Source organism: Metabacillus bambusae (assembly GCF_017497975.1).
Classification (GTDB): Bacteria; Bacillota; Bacilli; order Bacillales; family Bacillaceae; genus Metabacillus; species Metabacillus bambusae.
Window position 1 is genome coordinate 245,493 of record NZ_JAGDEL010000005.1, and the last position, 15,896, is coordinate 261,388.

At 37.4% G+C, this 15,896-nt stretch carries 22 protein-coding genes; 5 read left to right on the forward strand and 17 right to left on the reverse strand.

Going from position 1 to position 15,896, the window contains the following annotated elements; all coding sequences use genetic code 11:
* Positions 1–75: 75 nt before the first annotated feature.
* Positions 76–423, reverse strand: a complete 348-nt coding sequence (locus tag I7822_RS09595) for a single-stranded DNA-binding protein (RefSeq protein WP_066328728.1) — start codon at positions 421–423, stop codon at positions 76–78.
* 178 nt (positions 424–601) lie between these two features.
* A complete protein-coding gene (locus tag I7822_RS09600; RefSeq protein WP_207977363.1) occupies positions 602–1,018 on the reverse strand; it encodes a hypothetical protein in 417 nt (138 codons plus the stop codon).
* Positions 1,019–1,272: 254 nt separating this feature from the next.
* Between I7822_RS09600 and I7822_RS09605 the strand changes: the two genes are divergently transcribed.
* Complete coding sequence (locus tag I7822_RS09605) at positions 1,273–1,683, forward strand: helix-turn-helix domain-containing protein (RefSeq protein WP_207977364.1); 411 nt, start codon at positions 1,273–1,275, stop codon at positions 1,681–1,683.
* Between the two features lie 88 nt (positions 1,684–1,771).
* Positions 1,772–2,215 carry a YwpF family protein gene (locus I7822_RS09610; RefSeq protein ID WP_207977366.1) on the forward strand — a complete coding sequence of 148 codons (444 nt, stop codon included), beginning with the start codon at positions 1,772–1,774 and terminating at the stop codon, positions 2,213–2,215.
* A 90-nt stretch (positions 2,216–2,305) separates the two neighbouring features.
* On the opposite strand, the gene cotJC is transcribed toward I7822_RS09610, so the two are convergent.
* The 13 genes from cotJC to I7822_RS09675 all read right to left on the reverse strand — a co-directional run bounded on the left by cotJC (position 2,306) and on the right by I7822_RS09675 (position 12,135).
* A complete protein-coding gene (cotJC, locus tag I7822_RS09615; RefSeq protein ID WP_207977368.1) occupies positions 2,306–2,875 on the reverse strand; it encodes a spore coat protein CotJC in 570 nt (189 codons plus the stop codon).
* A 57-nt stretch (positions 2,876–2,932) separates the two neighbouring features.
* Complete coding sequence (locus I7822_RS09620) at positions 2,933–3,193, reverse strand: spore coat protein CotJB (protein ID WP_207977370.1); 261 nt, start codon at positions 3,191–3,193, stop codon at positions 2,933–2,935.
* 5 nt (positions 3,194–3,198) lie between these two features.
* Complete coding sequence (locus tag I7822_RS09625; RefSeq protein WP_207977548.1) at positions 3,199–3,444, reverse strand: spore coat associated protein CotJA; 246 nt, start codon at positions 3,442–3,444, stop codon at positions 3,199–3,201.
* 787 nt (positions 3,445–4,231) lie between these two features.
* Positions 4,232–4,558 (reverse strand): hypothetical protein, encoded by a 327-nt coding sequence (locus I7822_RS09630; protein WP_207977372.1) that lies wholly within the window; start codon positions 4,556–4,558, stop codon positions 4,232–4,234.
* Between the two features lie 406 nt (positions 4,559–4,964).
* Positions 4,965–5,405: a 3-hydroxyacyl-ACP dehydratase FabZ gene (gene fabZ / locus I7822_RS09635; protein WP_066328692.1), complete on the reverse strand. Its 441-nt coding sequence runs from the start codon at positions 5,403–5,405 to the stop codon at positions 4,965–4,967.
* A gap of 183 nt (positions 5,406–5,588) precedes the next feature.
* Complete coding sequence (locus I7822_RS09640; RefSeq protein WP_207977374.1) at positions 5,589–5,876, reverse strand: DNA-directed RNA polymerase subunit beta; 288 nt, start codon at positions 5,874–5,876, stop codon at positions 5,589–5,591.
* 12 nt (positions 5,877–5,888) lie between these two features.
* Positions 5,889–6,719 (reverse strand): flagellar hook-basal body protein, encoded by an 831-nt coding sequence (locus I7822_RS09645; protein WP_207977376.1) that lies wholly within the window; start codon positions 6,717–6,719, stop codon positions 5,889–5,891.
* Positions 6,720–6,734: 15 nt separating this feature from the next.
* A complete protein-coding gene (locus I7822_RS09650) occupies positions 6,735–7,541 on the reverse strand; it encodes a flagellar hook-basal body protein (RefSeq protein WP_207977378.1) in 807 nt (268 codons plus the stop codon).
* Between the two features lie 225 nt (positions 7,542–7,766).
* Positions 7,767–8,768 carry a rod shape-determining protein gene (locus tag I7822_RS09655; RefSeq protein WP_207977380.1) on the reverse strand — a complete coding sequence of 334 codons (1,002 nt, stop codon included), beginning with the start codon at positions 8,766–8,768 and terminating at the stop codon, positions 7,767–7,769.
* A gap of 154 nt (positions 8,769–8,922) precedes the next feature.
* Positions 8,923–9,198, reverse strand: coding sequence for a sporulation transcriptional regulator SpoIIID (spoIIID, locus tag I7822_RS09660; RefSeq protein WP_046588600.1), 276 nt, complete (start codon positions 9,196–9,198; stop codon positions 8,923–8,925).
* A gap of 502 nt (positions 9,199–9,700) precedes the next feature.
* Positions 9,701–11,350 (reverse strand): sodium:solute symporter family protein, encoded by a 1,650-nt coding sequence (locus I7822_RS09665; RefSeq protein ID WP_207977382.1) that lies wholly within the window; start codon positions 11,348–11,350, stop codon positions 9,701–9,703.
* Between the two features lie 226 nt (positions 11,351–11,576).
* Complete coding sequence (locus I7822_RS09670) at positions 11,577–11,879, reverse strand: DUF4212 domain-containing protein (protein ID WP_207977385.1); 303 nt, start codon at positions 11,877–11,879, stop codon at positions 11,577–11,579.
* A gap of 73 nt (positions 11,880–11,952) precedes the next feature.
* Positions 11,953–12,135 (reverse strand): hypothetical protein, encoded by a 183-nt coding sequence (locus I7822_RS09675; protein WP_207977554.1) that lies wholly within the window; start codon positions 12,133–12,135, stop codon positions 11,953–11,955.
* 264 nt (positions 12,136–12,399) lie between these two features.
* Between I7822_RS09675 and I7822_RS09680 the strand changes: the two genes are divergently transcribed.
* Positions 12,400–12,822: a VanZ family protein gene (locus I7822_RS09680; protein WP_207977387.1), complete on the forward strand. Its 423-nt coding sequence runs from the start codon at positions 12,400–12,402 to the stop codon at positions 12,820–12,822.
* Between the two features lie 229 nt (positions 12,823–13,051).
* On the opposite strand, the gene spoIIQ is transcribed toward I7822_RS09680, so the two are convergent.
* Entirely contained in the window at positions 13,052–13,960 is a 909-nt protein-coding gene (gene spoIIQ / locus I7822_RS09685; protein WP_207977388.1) for a stage II sporulation protein SpoIIQ, read from the reverse strand.
* A gap of 144 nt (positions 13,961–14,104) precedes the next feature.
* On the opposite strand from spoIIQ, the gene I7822_RS09690 reads away from it, so the two are divergent.
* Positions 14,105–14,485, forward strand: a complete 381-nt coding sequence (locus I7822_RS09690) for a VanZ family protein (RefSeq protein ID WP_207977390.1) — start codon at positions 14,105–14,107, stop codon at positions 14,483–14,485.
* A 39-nt stretch (positions 14,486–14,524) separates the two neighbouring features.
* Here I7822_RS09690 and I7822_RS09695 read toward each other — a convergent pair whose 3' ends face one another.
* Positions 14,525–15,019, reverse strand: coding sequence for a DUF6022 family protein (locus tag I7822_RS09695; RefSeq protein WP_207977392.1), 495 nt, complete (start codon positions 15,017–15,019; stop codon positions 14,525–14,527).
* Positions 15,020–15,151: 132 nt separating this feature from the next.
* On the opposite strand from I7822_RS09695, the gene I7822_RS09700 reads away from it, so the two are divergent.
* Positions 15,152–15,856: a MerR family DNA-binding transcriptional regulator gene (locus I7822_RS09700; protein ID WP_207977394.1), complete on the forward strand. Its 705-nt coding sequence runs from the start codon at positions 15,152–15,154 to the stop codon at positions 15,854–15,856.
* The last annotated feature ends 40 nt before the right edge of the window (positions 15,857–15,896 follow it).

Below are 15,896 nucleotides of genomic sequence, written 5' to 3' on the forward strand. Positions count from 1 at the left end.
TACGAGCAACCAGCCGCTAAACTGAGGATTTAAGGGGATACCATTGATTTTCTCTTATGCAGAAATAGGTGAAGCTTAACTTTCTTGTTCAACTAGTTCACGGGGTTTTCCACTCATAAAGCGAACGGAATCAGCCACAACTTCAGTAACGTATACACGAGTTCGTTCTGCATTTTCATAGCTTCGCGTCTGAATTCTTCCTGTTACACCTACAATTGAACCTTTACGGCAGTAATTTGCTGTGTTTTCTGCTGTTCGTCGCCAGACAGAGCAATTCACAAAATCTGTATCAATTTCTCCAGCAGCATTGCGAAATTGTCGACTTACAGCAAGGGTGATGTTTGCAACTGGCGCTCCATCTGCTGTATAACGAATTTCCGGATCTTTTGTTAGTCTGCCTACTAATATGACTTGGTTGATCACTTCGTTCCTCCTTTCATTTCATGTACAAGTGTATTGTAGTAGACTTTAATAGATTGGAAAAACGAGTAAAAATTCGTTTTGCATTTCAACTGATTAACGAAACGATTTTTCTTCTTAGCAGTTTTTGCATTTTTAAAAATATTTGCCTATTGTTTCAGCAATTTTCAACCTTTTTCCGTTAATTTTGTATGTCAGTTAATGGCTGAAGAGAATTCACAATGTATGATAAATGATTATCATTAGAGAAGCTTATGCTTTGTAGAATTGCTTGAAAGGATAGAGAATGTATGACCTCATTTTCAAGAGGTGCTTCTATGTAGTGTTGTTCTGTCTCATTCCAAGTATAGTATTGAATTGATAGATTTCTTTGGTTTAATTGAAAGACAATGCGTAAAAGGTTATTGTGATCTGTGGTTTCATATTGGATCTCAACGATCGCATGCAGTGGGACATGGAAATGATGATATTTTGATTTACCATGGTTATAATCACCTATCCTTAAAATGACCAAATCTTGCGTAGCTGTCTCCTTTACTTTAAAAGAATCCATTTTTTTCTGTTTTAAATAAAGACACTTTAGTTTAAATTCAATCATTCTATAACCTCTTTTCAAATAATTTACATTGTAAGTATATTCCATTGTTAAGATTTTCTAAATTTATCCATGTGTGATATTAGGTAGAATTTGACGAATTTTAAGGGAAATTTAACATTCATCTCGTTATTTCTTCATATTTTTCCATTATTCTCTAAATAGGTCTAAATATCTATTCTCGTTCGATTTTTGAACGATTCTAAATATGTTCTCATTCAAAACATTTAGAAATAAGAGAGGTTGGTATTGATTTTATGAAAGAGCTAAAGAAATTCAAAATGAATATGAAATTTTATCGTGAACGCAAGGGCTGGTCACAAGAACAGTTAGCGGAAAAAATCAATGTATCTCGGCCCGTAATAACGCGCCTTGAAACAGGTGAACAAGAGCCTGCCTTATCTTACTTACTACTTTTAAGTAAGGAATTCTCTGTTAGCATTGATCATCTTATTGGCAGAGACCAGGTAACAGATGATTTGCTTTACGAGGTTTATGGTGACTATGGTAACGAACATTCCATTTCACAAATTATCGATTATTTAATTAAGCAACCAAAAGTGTCTACAAGTTTGCAGCAGCTTATATATGCAAAACCAAGGGAGAGGAAGTTAATTGAAGATATTCTGATTACCGTAATTGAAAAGTCAACGAAAAGGTTAGAGTAGCTAGCACTTTTTTGAACCAATTTTCATTGAAGTTTTGTATCATCCTTCATATGGTATAATAAAGAAAAATGAGCTGACGAGGGTGATAATGATGAAGACGTTCAAGCTTGTAGGCTTAAAAATTGAACAAGAGGCTTCGAAGGAGAAAACAATCAAAGAGATTCCGTTAGAGGACGGGCTAGTCCTTAACAGAGAGGATGGCGAAAACTCTTGGTTAATTGAAGCATTAATTTCTAAGGATCTACAACCGTTTTTTGAAAAATTGTTTGACGCCCAGACAAAAATTAGAGCGTTTGTTACTATTTCTAAAAAAAGTAATGCACCCGCTCAAATCATTGCAAAGGTTCGAACATTAACACCACTTGATCAACACTTATCAATTTTATTAGATGGTCGATTACTGACATCAAGACCTATCCATGATCCAGAGGAGCTACTTCGTTCCTTAATGGGACAAGGTTTATCAGGGGATAGCCTAATTGAGGCATTTTCAGGAAATGTTCACCAGCGTAAGGAAACGACGAAGTTATGATGTCTTTAGAGGCTGCACAATGAGGTTTGTTGTGAAGCCTTTTTTTCTATAAAAAAACTCGGAACGCTGTCTTCGCTCCGAGTAAACTCATTAAAATATCTTCTTCTTATCACGTTCATCTTTTAATATTTCCACCGCTTCTCTAAATCGTTGGGAGTGAACAATTTCACGTTCTCTTAAAAAGGCAAGGCTATCATTTAGATCAGGGTCATCTGAGATATTAATGATCCATTGATATGTAGCTCTTGCCTTTTCTTCTGCGGCAATATCCTCATATAGATCAGCAATTGGATCCCCTTTTGCTTGGATATAGGTTGCCGTAAATGGCACACCTGCTGCATTGTGATAAAACAAGGCAGAGTCATGGTCAACATAGTGAGGAGCGAGACCTGCTGCTTTTAATTGCTCTGGTGTTGCATCCTTTGTTAGCTTATAGACCATCGTTGCGATCATTTCTAAATGAGCAAATTCCTCTGTTCCGATATCATTTAATAAGCCGATAACTTTACTTGGAATTGTATAGCGCTGATTTAAATAACGTAATGCTGCAGCTAATTCTCCGTCTGCACCACCATATTGCTCAATTAAATATTTTGCAAGAGTTGGATTACACGTACTCACCTTTACGGGGTATTGGAGCTTTTTTTCGTATACCCACATGTTCATCTCTCCTCTCGTATGAAAAGGATCGGAACATCGCCGATCCTTAATTTGTCTTTACACCTGCCATGGCCATGGAGCAGTTCCCCAGCTCCAATTTGCATCTGCAAAACTACCACCAAACTGCTGAAGCATCCCGAACTTCGCCTCAAACGATTGCTTAAGCTGCTTACTTTGTAAAGCAAACTGATTGAATTGCTGAAGTGCTTGAACATCATGCGGATGTGTATCAAGATAAAGTGTAAGCTCAACAAGGGCAAAATCAACTGCTTGAATCTCCTCAAGTAGCTGGTAATATTCATCAGGTAATTGCTGCACACGTACTACCCCCTTTTTCCCTCATAAGGATTCTCATATGGATCATACAATGCTGGCCAAAGAGTCCCCTTTTTCAACGCAACCTTAGGTGGAAACTGCTGAAGGTTTGGCGGCTGAAACCCCATATATAGTTGTGGCGGTGTTGAATAAAACTTCAATCCGATTGGTCGACAAGGATCAAAACAACTATGAAACGGTCTATAGGCTTTCATTGGGGTGAACGTTGCTTGTTGCACATGAGGAACATTCATATCTTTCACCTTTATCACACCTCTTTTTTATGTGGAAAAGTGGCTATCACTACACTTGTGGTATTTTACCTACCCACTTTAGACCACTATTTTTCATACAGAAGCTATTTATGAGTTTTTTGTACTCTACCACCATCATATTCATGGCAGAATCATACTTATGAGTGTTTTATAGAAAAAGTTTGAAATTTATTTAAGTTGGTTAAGCTTCTTTTTTGGGGTTATTGATTGGGGATGGTTTTTGATGAGAGGTGAGGATGGAAATTGTTTATTTTGATTTTTTCTGGCTTTAATTGAATGTCAATAATCAATATATATGTTGCGGATTGAATCACTTTTTTGATTTATTGAACCACTTTTCTCTGGGATTGAACCACCTACTTGATTTATTGGACCATTTTTCTCTGGGATTGAACCACTTACACATTTTATTGAACAATACCGAATATTCAACCTCTCCTGACGTTGCAGATTGAACCACTTTTTTGAATTATTTAACCACAAATCATTTGAATTGAACCAAATCCGCTTCAACCTTCTCTATCATTGAGCGAATTGTCCCAATGTCCAATCCACAGAACAAAAGCGCAAGCGCCTTGAACAGCCTCGGGCAAATAAGACGCTTAAGAATAGAAGGTGTTCTTTACCTTCAATTCTTAAGTGGCTTATGACCTCGAGGGGCTAGGCGCTGGAGCTGGATGCCAAGCGCTTGTCCACAGTACAAGAATTTTATAATTTCCTAGACGACAAAAAAGGCCAACTAAAAGTTAGCCCTTTCACAACACATTTATTCTTTTTCATTCTCGCCTTCAGCGTTACCTTCTTCTGTTGTACCTTTATCTGTACCTTCTTCTGTTGTACCTTTATCTGTACCTTCTTCTGTTGTACCTTCCTCAGTGCCTTCTTCTTCCATTAGTTCACCAGCATCTTCTCCATTACCTTGTGGGTCCATGTTTTCATCTAGGTTTTCGTCTACTGGAGATTCACCGTTTTCGTCAGGTAGTTGCTCGTTCGTATCTTCTGGTGGTGCAGGGTCTTGGTCATCAGCACATCCAGTTACGATTATTGCTGCAAGAAGTGGACCTGATAAGGCCATTAGCCATTTTTTATTCATTATAATTGCTCCTTTCATTAATACGTTTTTTTGACAGGTACTTTGTTATGTTTCCCTGATTTAATAAATTCATTCTTGCAAGGAACGATATTATCTATATAGACATGCTTCCTTTCGATGAAACCTGTTGAATAAAAAAGGCTATTTTCGCAAACTTTGTTACTATATAACAAGTATTGGGGAATGGTTGATTGCAGCGAGAGATGCTCGCTTTCCGCAGTGCGGGCGGTGAGCCTCCTCGGCGTAAACGCCTGCGGGGTCTCACCTGTCCCGCTGCTCCCGCAGGAGTCTCGCACCTCCGCTCTAATCAACCTGAATTAGTTTTTGTTTGAAAAACAACAATCTCTTAGAAAAGGGACATAAAAAAAAGACAAACGACCTAGTTGTGGTCAATTTGTCTCTTTGCTTATTCTTCCTCTTTTTTCTCACCTAGTGCAAACATGATTTCTGCTTCACATACGATTTCTCCATCAACGGTTGCTGTTGCTTTTCCTTTTCCAAGTGCTCCTCTTGAGCGGATGATTTCGACTTCAAGTCGTAATTGGTCACCTGGCTTAACTTGTTTTTTAAAGCGACAATTGTCGATGCCTGTGAAGAAAGCTAATCTACCACGGTTTTCCTCTTTTTTAAGCATTGCAACTGCACCTACCTGTGCAAGTGCTTCAACAATTAGTACTCCAGGCATAACTGGGTAATCTGGGAAATGGCCATTAAAAAATTCTTCGTTTGCAGTTACATTTTTAATACCTACCGCATGTTTTCCTTCTTCAACCTCTAAAACTCGATCAACTAATAAAAATGGATAACGGTGTGGAATGATTTCTTTAATTTGTTGGATATCTAACATTGTATGTACTCCTTACATGTTTTTTTGATAAATTTCAGCGCCTAGCAACTGGGGCATTTGTAACTTATGATTTTGATAAAAGGTATTCATAAGGTCTTATGCTAGTCAGATGTAACCACGGTATTATGTATACGACAAAAGGAAGGTATTCACCTTCCCTATATGCAAAGTATAATCTTCTGTTTATTCTTTTTCAACCAAATCAATAATATGCTGCCATGTTGATTCATCAAGTGCATCTGCAGGATTACCGTCGCCAATAATACCATAGCCTACAATTAGTCCAACAAGGGTACTAAGCACCATGAAAATTAGCACGAGCAAAATCCTCACCCATATCGGTATTAATCTGATACGAATACGGAGTCGATTTTTATCATTTTGTTCGTTTGTGTTTTGTTCCTTCTTGGCTTTTTTTGCTTTTTTTACTTCTTCTCGGCTAGCTACTTTTGCTACTTCTTTTGCAACCAATAGTCTAAACTCCTATCTTACACCATTTATTAATCCCAACATTTGGTCACCCATTGTGATGGATTTTGCATTCATCTGATAGGAACGTTGTGAGATCATTAAATCGGTCATTTCCTTTGATAAGTCTACATTTGACATTTCAAGCGCACCTTGCTGCATCGATACTTCGTTTCGAAGTTCCCCATCTAAAAAGGTAAGCACATCATTGAGTTGATTATTGCCTAAATCCTTTAAGCTATAGCGATTATTCCCGTTTTGAACAAGCATTTGTGGTCGATCAAATTGTACAACACCTAGGTCGAATATCTGTGGAAGTTCCTCATCATTTCTCGGAACGGCTGTAATTGTCCCGTCCTTTGAAATCACTAGTTCCTTAAAATTATCTTCAAACATAATTGGGTTTTGATTTTCATCAAGGACTTGATTTCCTTCTGCTGTCGCTAGCATTAAACGATTTGTACCATCTGTTGTAGGTGATAGATAAAGTGCACCATCCCTAGTATACTGAGTTTCTCCATTAACATCGATTTGGAAGAACTGATTTGGTACAGTTAACGCTATATCTAATGCTCTCCCGGTTTGTTTCAGACTTCCTTGAGTAAAGACAAGACTGCTTCCGAGCTTGGCACCTGTTCCTTGACTAATCCCTAATTCGCCATAAGTGTTTGTTTCTTCTGGCTCGTTTGTTTGATTAGCATATTGCTGACGAACGAGTTCAGAAAATGATGTTTCTGTTCGTTTATAGCTTTGCGTATCAATATTCGCTAAATTGTGGCCGATGGTATCAAGCTGTTTTTGTAGCTGGCCCATTGTATTAGTCGCTGTAATCATTGAGCGTAACATAATCTGTTCCCCCTATTATCTTAAGCGGCCAATTTCATTCACGGCCTTATCCATACTTTTATCATATGCTTGTAGAACCTTTTGATTTGCTTCGAATGAACGATAAGCTGTCATCATATCTGTATAAGTTCGTCCAACATCAACAGTAGAATTTTCTAAGTAATTTTGTTTTAAGCTGTAGGTTATTTCACCATTATTGAGCGCTGTAGGTAATGCCTGTTCATCAACCGTTCGAAATAAGCCATTGCCTTCTTTTACAAGGTTACGGACATCATCTTCAAAGCGTACATCAATTTGTGCAACGAACTCACCATCTGCAAATATATCGCCATCTGCAGTTATTTGATAGTTGCTTGATTGAAAGGATATCGGCTGACCAGTTGTTGATAAAACTTGGTTTCCATCAGAAAGTAATGTTCCATTTTCATCAAGTGTGAAATGTCCATTTCTCGTGTAGCGCTCTTCCCCTGCTTGATTCTCTACTGCAAAAAGCAGTGCACCTTTTACATTTGTTTCTTGATTTAATGGTACATTTTGTTCGATAAGGGCTACATCACTCTTTAACCCAGTTTCACGTAGCCCCCCTTGAATGTTTTGACTATTTAGCTCTTGTAAATAAACACCTGTGTTTAATGTCCCGACTGTTGCTGGAACAGGGCTATTGTCCATTCTTTTTAATAGCATCTCTGGAAATGCACGAATGGAAGATTGATCTGCTTTGTAGCCAGGTGTGTTGGAGTTTGCCATATTATTAGAAAGCATCTCCGTACGCTTTTGCTGTGTGAGCATCCCTGCAGTTGCTGTATATAAACCTCTTAACATGTTTAACATCCACCTCAGTAATAGATTTCCGCACAATCTGAATTCTTTCGACAGAATTCCCTATCATTAATTATAAAGGAGAACGACTGTTTTCTCATTACATTTTTTTAGGAAATGTATGCTATATTTTTGGGGGATTTATACAAAATTTTAGGAGGAAAGAATCATTTTTCTTTTTTCTATAACAAAAGAGTCTGAAAATCAGACTCTTCATCGTACTTTTTATTAAACTAGTTTTTTGCGTGGGAGACGATCCATATTATCTAGCATAATTCCTGTACCGATTGCAACGCAATCCATAGGTGCTTCTGCAACTAGAACCGGTACCTTTAGCTCCTCGGCTAAAAGTTGATCTAAGCCATTTAAAAGGGCTCCACCACCGGTTAAAATAACACCACGATCAATGATGTCTGCAGAAAGCTCTGGTGGAGTACGCTCTAGGACGCTTTTAGCTGCTTGTACAATAACAGCAACTGATTCGCGAAGTGCATCATGTACTTCTTTGGAATTCACTGTAATTGTTCGAGGTAGACCTGTTACCATATCACGGCCACGTATGCTAATTTCTTCATTACGTCCGCCTGGGAATACTGTTGCAACATTTACTTTAATGTCTTCAGCCGTACGTTCACCAATTAAAAGCTTGTATTCACGTTTAATGTAATTTAAAATTTCGAGGTCAAACTTGTCCCCTGCCATTTTAATTGAAGAGGCGGTGACAATATCGCCCATTGATAAAACAGCGACATCTGTAGTACCACCGCCAATATCAACTACCATATTTCCATAAGGTTGGAAGATGTCCATTCCAGCACCAATTGCTGCTACTTTTGGTTCTTCCTCAAGATAAACATTTTTCCCACCGCTTTTTTCAGCTGCTTCTCTAATTGCCTTTTGTTCAACTGATGTAATATTCGTTGGGCAACAAATCAGCATGCGCGGTTTTGAAAGTAATCCTTTTACATTTAGCTTATTAATAAAGTGTTTTAACATCGCTTCTGTTACTTCAAAATCTGCAATTACACCATCTTTTAAAGGACGAATTGCAACAATATTCCCAGGAGTACGTCCTACCATACGTCTAGCTTCTTCACCAACAGCAAGAACCTTCCCTGAATTCTTGTCTAGCGCAACAACCGATGGCTCATTAAGCACAATGCCTTTACCTTTAACATGTATCAATACATTTGCTGTACCAAGATCTATACCAATATCCCTCGCAAACATTCTATCTATATCCTCCTTGCAAATCTTCATTCCTCTAATTACTAACCTAATTAAGTATTGTATCATAAAATCATAAAAATAGTATGATTTTGTAAAATAAATTAACTAGTTTATGTAGGAATTTGTCGATTTACAAAGAATTAGATAGAAATTTTTATTTAACTGGCTGTTCTTCTAAAATCTCATCCTTTTTGTACTTAAGCTTAGTTGCTTCACCACCCCGAAGATGTCGTATTGATTTATGGTAATCAAGAATTTCCTTTACCTCATTCGCAAGATCAGGATTTATTTCAGGTAGCCTCTCCGTTAAATCTTTATGGACGGTACTTTTGGAAACTCCAAATTCCTTCGCAATCACGCGAACTGTTTTCTTTGTCTCCACGATATACTTCCCAATCTTGATTGTGCGTTCTTTGATGTAATCGTGCACACCACTCGACCTCCCTAATATGGATGTGAGAAGTGTGAAATGAGACTCGCATACCAAGACACTGTGGCTGACTTTCTCTTAGATGAATGTATGATGCCTCTTTTACTGCGATTAGAATGTACACTCACGATCCCTCACCTCAAACACTCTCTTTGATAGGTTTGTAACATTTTATTAGCTTGGGTCAAAGATTATGCAAGAAAAGTCAAGAGGGACAAGGGTTTATTTAAGTTTTTTTAAATTTCATTACATTTTGGTGTGATTTTAGTGGTTTTTGGAGGTTCATTAGATGAGGATTTATTTTTAGAACGACAATTTCGAGTTTTTACTTTTTGCCTTGTGTTTGATTATTTCCCGAGAAATTTGTCGATTGGATATAATTGGGTTTTGTTTTGTTGATGGTTTTTTGAGTTTGAGTTAAATATCGGAAATGTTTTTTATTTTTTCTTCAAAAGAAAAAAGGATAACGATGTGAAATCATCATTATCCCTTTTCAATATTATCAATCCATCCAAACTTCACCATCTTTATAGGTCATTTGCTCAGGGTAACGGAGGTTTAGTACTTCCTCTTGTACTTCAATAGGAGGTTCCTTCGTTGCTAATGACACAATTACGTTGGTTAGGATTGCTGCCACCGCCCCAAAGACTCCGGCTCCTGTGTCAATGATTCCGGCTATTGTGAAGCCGCCGTATTTTGCGGCGAAGATGTAAATAAGTGTTACAGTTAACCCTACCAGCATTCCAGAGATGACGCCTGCTGTGTTTGAGCGCTTCCACCAAACACCAATTAACAGTGCCGGGAAGAACGTTCCTGAGGCGAGCGCAAATGCCCAAGCGACAATTTGAGTGATCGCTCCAGGTGGATTTAACGCAATAAGGCCTGCAAGTAATGTTGCAATAACGATTGACCAGCGTGCTACCGCTAAACGATTCTTTTCTGATGCATTTGGCCTCATCACACGGTAATAAATATCATGTGCAAATGAGGAAGAAATGGCAATCATTAAGCCACCTGCTGTTGAAAGGGCTGCTGCCATTGCTCCTGCAGCAACTAAGCCAATTACGAACATACCGAGGTTTGCAATCTCAGGTGTTGCCATAACCACAATATCATTTGAGATGATTAACTCACTCCATTGGAGGATACCATCGCCATTTCCATCAGCAATTTGGAGTTTGCCTGTATGAACCCAGGATTCGGTCCATGCTGGTAATTCAGAAAGCTTTTTCCCAGCTACATTTGTCATTAAAATAAAACGAGAAAAAGCGGCATAGGCAGGTGCTGATAAATATAATAGTCCGATGAAGAGAAGTGCCCATGCACCAGACCATCTTGCAGCTTTCATCGTTGAAACGGTATAAAAACGAACAATAACATGAGGGAGTCCTGCAGTTCCTGCCATTAATGTAAACATTAACGCTAGGAACTGCCATTTCGTTCCATTTGTAAAGGGAGCAAAATATTCTGAGATACCTAGCTGTCGATCAAGTTCACCCATTTCTTCTATGATTTTACCGTAGGATAGCCATGGGGCTGGGTTATTTGTAATTTGAAGTGACATAAAAATAACAGGAATTAGATATGCAATGATTAAAATTAAGTACTGAGCAACCTGTGTCCAGGTAATCCCCTTCATTCCACCGAAGGCTGCATAAAATGCGATTAGAACAACGCCAATCATTGTGCCAATTTTCGCATCGATTTCAAAAAGACGCCCGATAACAACTCCTGATCCAGATAATTGCCCAATTGAATAGGTGAAGCTAATGATAATTGTACAAATCGCTGCAATAACACGTGCTGCATGGCTATTATAGCGATCCCCAATAAATTCTGGTACAGTATAGCGACCATATTTCCTTAGCTGTGGCGCTAATAGGAAGGTAAGGAGCAAATAGCCACCAGTCCAGCCCATGATATAAGCTAGTCCATCGAACCCTAGCAACATAATTGTTCCAGCCATACCGATAAAGGATGCTGCACTCATCCAGTCTGCACCAATCGCCATTCCATTGAAAATAGGTGGCACACCACGCCCTGCTACATAAAAATCTGAAGTTTCTTTAGCAGTATTATAAATTGCGATACCAATATATAATGCAAATGTTAACAGAATGATAGTTAAAGAAACGATAAATTGTGTGTCCAATCAAGATCCCCCTTATTGTCACAATATTCTTTGACTCTGACAAAAGCGCAAGCGCCTTGATTAGCCTCAGGCAAATAAGACGATTTAGAATAGAAGGCGCTCTTTGCCTTCAATTCTAAATTGGCTTATGACCTCGAGGGGCTAGGCGCTAGAGCTAGATGTCAAAGTATTATCCCACTGTACGAGAGTGTGTCGACCCATTGCTATATAATCCCCTTTTATTTCTTTAATGATCTAATGTTTTACCAGCACTAAGCTGCTCATTTTTACTTTCATCAATTCCGTATTTCCGATCAATTGAATCACTGACTTTTGCATTAACAAATAATAAAAGAATAAAAACAACGACAGCACCTTGTGCTCCCATAAAATAATGAAATGGAAAGCCATTAATACTAAATTTACTGAAAAACTCAGCAAACAAAACAACACCAAAAGAGGAAAGAAATCCAATAATTAAATAAATGACAATATTTCGTGAGCGCTCTTTAAAGTATGCATCCGCCACTTTCTTATCAATTTTCTTCATTAAGCCACCTCCGATTGATTTCCTGAAAAATAAGGTAAAGTAAAGGCATTCTTCGATTACGGATTACTGCCCGTTAAGATAAGCTAAAGATAAATTTAATGGTTTCAAAAAATGGTGCTGGTACAAGTGCTATTTGTACAATGAAGTAGAGTAGTAGTGATAAGATAGGTATTAGTAAAAATTGAGGTTTTCGTTTGCGTAAGCCCATTACTAGGCTAAATCCCGTTATTAATAACATAATCAATAAAATCGTCAATGGTTCTAACCCTCCCTCTTTTGTAAGCGTTAACATTATTATTCGATAAAAAGAACCTCCTCCTATTATCTTGTCCTAAATATTTCGATCAGTATTTATTATGAGACCCATATATCAATCGGTCAACAGAAGTTGGCTAAAAAAGGATATTAGTCATATGTTTTTTTCTCGACATGATTCGAGGATAACGCTTTAAACTAAGGATATTTTGGAATCTCATAGCAAGTTTGCTAGATTTTTGATACCTTTTATAAGGGGGTTAACATGAAAAGCTATAAGCGGTTCTTTTTACTAATTTGCTTTCTAGTATATGTGTGTGTACTCTTTTATTTGTTATTTTTCTCTTCATATAGACAATCTGTAGAGGGTTTACTTACCTATAATGTTAGACCTTTTCAAACAATACTAGGCTATTTCTCTAATTTTGATGGACTATCAATTACGGATCAATTTGTAGGGAATGTCCTGGCATTTGTTCCATTTGGTTTTCTTTTACCGCTTTTAGTTTCTAGGTTAGGATCGTTTATCCGTATGGTATGGGGCACTGTTGCCTTTTCCTTGTTAGTCGAAATCGCTCAGCTAATATTTCGTGTGGGGGCGTTCGATGTAGATGATTTACTATTAAATACTATCGGTGGGGTTATTGGTTTTTTATTAATGACGGTTTTTAACAAAAGGCCCTGTTAAACTTGGTTGTTGATTTCCGCTGCAGGCGTTCGCTTTCCGCGGGCGGTCCGGGAGCCTCCTCGGTGCTTTGCACCTGTGGGGTCTCCCTTGGACTCGCACTCCCGCAGGAGTCTCACGCCTTCCGCTCCAATCAACGTGCAAAATCATCAGTGAGCTTTAACAGACCCTGACAAAAAAAATCGAGGCTGATCTCATCATTTTTGAGTTCAACCTCGTATCGGATTTATCCTTACGAATTTAGTGTGCTATTTGAAGCTTCAGGCTCGTTAGATTGTTCGCTGCCTTCAGTTTCTCCCTTTTCAGCATCTTTATCTGTTTCTGGAGATTCCTCTGCAGACTTGTCATCTGCTTCAGCGTCCTCTTTTGGAGCTTCAGCATCTTCAGTTGGAGCTTCTTCTTGTGTAGCTTCCTCTTGAGCTGATTCTTCTTGTGTAGCTTCTTCTTGAACTGGCTCTTCAATGGATGTTACCGGCTTATCCATATATGTTAGCGGGTTAATTGCTGTACCATTTTGACGAATTTCGAAGTGTAAGTGAATACCATCTTCTTCATTGTAAAGGTTTTTACCAGCTTTACCAATTAGCTCATTTTGTTCAACTTTATCACCAGCTTGTACATTTGCTTCAGCTAATGATTGATAAACTGTTACTACATCGTTTTCATGCTCAATTTCAACAACATAGCCTAAAATTGGATCTTTCGTTGCTTTTGTTACTGTACCACTTAGTGATGCAACAACATCAAATTGTTTTTGATCCTCACTTGCAATGTCGATCCCTTTATTCATTCTATAAGAATTGTTATAGGATACTAGTGCCGCTTCTTGCTCTTCAGTTGAAGCGTTAGGATCATAGAACTTTTTAACGACTGAAACTGCATCTGGATCTAAAGCAGGCATTTTAACGTTTTCTTTAAGTGCGTTTACTTCTACTGCTTCAGGATCATTCATTGCGTTTTCTCCTTGATCAGGAGTTTGCAAATCCTCTGCTACATTGTTGCTAATGCTTTGATACCATAAAACCGCTGTAAGGATAACTGCAGCACTCATTAGGTAAATTGCCGGAAATACCCAACGTTTTCTAAAAAATTGTTGAAATTTTGTGTTTTGAGAAGTACGTTTCTTTTCTTCCTCTCTCATTCTATCATCACCTCAGCAATCATTCTGAACAGATTCGCTGAATTATATACACATCTTAAAAAAATTTTTTTAAATTTAGTATGTGCGTTGTTTATAATAATATGTACCGTTTAGAAAATTTTTTTAAATAAAGGAGTTTATTACATGAAAAAGCTGCTCATTACAATTCTTCCTCTTTTATATATGGTGCTAATTTGGATTTTATCTAGTAATCCAGCTGATGCGTTTGTTAAAACACCATTTTCCTTCGATGCTCTTATGAAGGAATCCTTACACTTAATTGAATTCGCTATCCTTTATTGGCTGATTACATTTGCATTTATGGCACATAAAAAATGGAGTGAACGAGCGAGCTTGGTGGCAGCGATCATAGCAATCCTATATGGCCTGACAGATGAAATTCATCAATCGTTTGTTCCAGCTCGTTCAGCCACAGTGTTTGATTTTGTGAAGGATACGATTGGGGTTACTGTTTCCTATTTGATTGCGAAGCGAAAATTTTTCAGTAAAGATACTTATAGATAAAGAAAAACATCGAGCAAATTACTCGATGTCTTTTCTTTATCAGAGATTTTCTTTTAGTTGTAAAATTTTTTCGGTAATGTCTCTCCGCTCTGTTCCTTTAAATGGAATAAGCTTTGGAGGTGCTGGGAGATCAAACTGAACATGTGAATGAGATAATTCAAAAAGGAACGTACCAATCTGTTCAAGATACTGGTTTTCAATCACAATCCAGAAGACACGCATTTCATGATGCGGATTTCCCCATTTGGCTTTTTCAATTGAGTTTCTAAAGTTTAAGCAACCACCAATAACAAAGTCATCCTCTTTCGTTTGTTCAGCAGATTGAAAACCGTTTTTCTCAAGATCCGTCCAAATCGGTGGAATTAGTTTGTCTAAATACATTCCATATGTTGCATCTTCATATTCAGGAAAGAGTCTTTTCAGTTCTTCGATGTTTTCTAAAAGAATCTGTTTCCATTGGTCTTTAAGATAAGTCGAAACTACCTGACCTAGTTCTTCAATTGACATCTTGGGTTTTATTTCTAACGTTTGCACATAATCCCACCTTCATTAGTATTTCTTACAATTCCATCTTATAACATTAAAGCGAAAACTAAAGTTTGATAAAATAAACATTGATTAAATAGGAAATTCAATTAAAAACCTTATAAATGTGGTGAATCTAGCATGCAAGATAAAATAAGACCGATTGATATTGCAAAGCGGCTTAAGATTAGTACAAGCTCTTTAAGAAATTACGAAGCCCGTGGACTTGTCCCTCCTCCTCAAAGATTATCAACTGGTTATCGTATCTACACAAAAGAACATGTCGCCTATTTTGAATGTATTGCCGCGATGTCACCAGGATTTGGAATGGACATAACAACAGATGTTTTAAAAAAGATTCAATTAAAAGAATTGAACTCCGCTCTCTGGATTTTAAATAAAGCTCAAGTAAACAATTATGAGGACAAAGTATTTACTGAAAAAGCAATGAGGTTAATAGAAAAATCTGCGGACGAACAGATCTTTGAAAAACACTTAACAATTGGGGAGGTATCAGAAGAAACTAAAGTCACTACGACAACTCTGCGCTACTGGGAAAGCGAGGGCTTAGTCCATTCGATAAGAAATGAGGAAAACAACTATCGTCTATATGACATGTTTGAATTGATAAAAATCATGTTAATGAAAACAACTCAAAACTCTGTTTATTCTCATGAAATTATTCAATTAAAACAAGACATTAAAAATTTGAAAAAACACGACTTTCAAGGTTTAAAAATGATTGTTCTTGAGACTCATAAAAATTTGAATAAACGTAATCAGCAACAATTATTTGGTCTGCATAAACTTTATCGATTGTGTGAAACGGTGAATTTGTATTCGTAAAACATAGTTAAAAAGCAGTCAAAATAGGTTTACTATTTTT

Bases quoted from the DNA above. Each gene is read 5' to 3' on its own strand.
- I7822_RS09680 (WP_207977387.1), top strand. From the start codon at position 12,400: ATGAAAAGCTATAAGCGGTTCTTTTTACTAATTTGCTTTCTAGTATAT.
- cotJC (WP_207977368.1), bottom strand. From the start codon at position 2,875: ATGTGGGTATACGAAAAAAAGCTCCAATACCCCGTAAAGGTGAGTACG.
- I7822_RS09650 (WP_207977378.1), bottom strand. From the start codon at position 7,541: ATGTTAAGAGGTTTATATACAGCAACTGCAGGGATGCTCACACAGCAA.
- I7822_RS09700 (WP_207977394.1), top strand. From the start codon at position 15,152: ATGCAAGATAAAATAAGACCGATTGATATTGCAAAGCGGCTTAAGATT.
- I7822_RS09690 (WP_207977390.1), top strand. From the start codon at position 14,105: ATGAAAAAGCTGCTCATTACAATTCTTCCTCTTTTATATATGGTGCTA.
- I7822_RS09645 (WP_207977376.1), bottom strand. From the start codon at position 6,719: ATGTTACGCTCAATGATTACAGCGACTAATACAATGGGCCAGCTACAA.
- I7822_RS09630 (WP_207977372.1), bottom strand. From the start codon at position 4,558: ATGAATAAAAAATGGCTAATGGCCTTATCAGGTCCACTTCTTGCAGCA.
- I7822_RS09655 (WP_207977380.1), bottom strand. From the start codon at position 8,768: ATGTTTGCGAGGGATATTGGTATAGATCTTGGTACAGCAAATGTATTG.
- fabZ (WP_066328692.1), bottom strand. From the start codon at position 5,405: ATGTTAGATATCCAACAAATTAAAGAAATCATTCCACACCGTTATCCA.
- I7822_RS09670 (WP_207977385.1), bottom strand. From the start codon at position 11,879: ATGAAGAAAATTGATAAGAAAGTGGCGGATGCATACTTTAAAGAGCGC.
- I7822_RS09625 (WP_207977548.1), bottom strand. From the start codon at position 3,444: ATGAATGTTCCTCATGTGCAACAAGCAACGTTCACCCCAATGAAAGCC.
- I7822_RS09600 (WP_207977363.1), bottom strand. From the start codon at position 1,018: ATGATTGAATTTAAACTAAAGTGTCTTTATTTAAAACAGAAAAAAATG.
- I7822_RS09605 (WP_207977364.1), top strand. From the start codon at position 1,273: ATGAAAGAGCTAAAGAAATTCAAAATGAATATGAAATTTTATCGTGAA.
- spoIIQ (WP_207977388.1), bottom strand. From the start codon at position 13,960: ATGAGAGAGGAAGAAAAGAAACGTACTTCTCAAAACACAAAATTTCAA.
- I7822_RS09610 (WP_207977366.1), top strand. From the start codon at position 1,772: ATGATGAAGACGTTCAAGCTTGTAGGCTTAAAAATTGAACAAGAGGCT.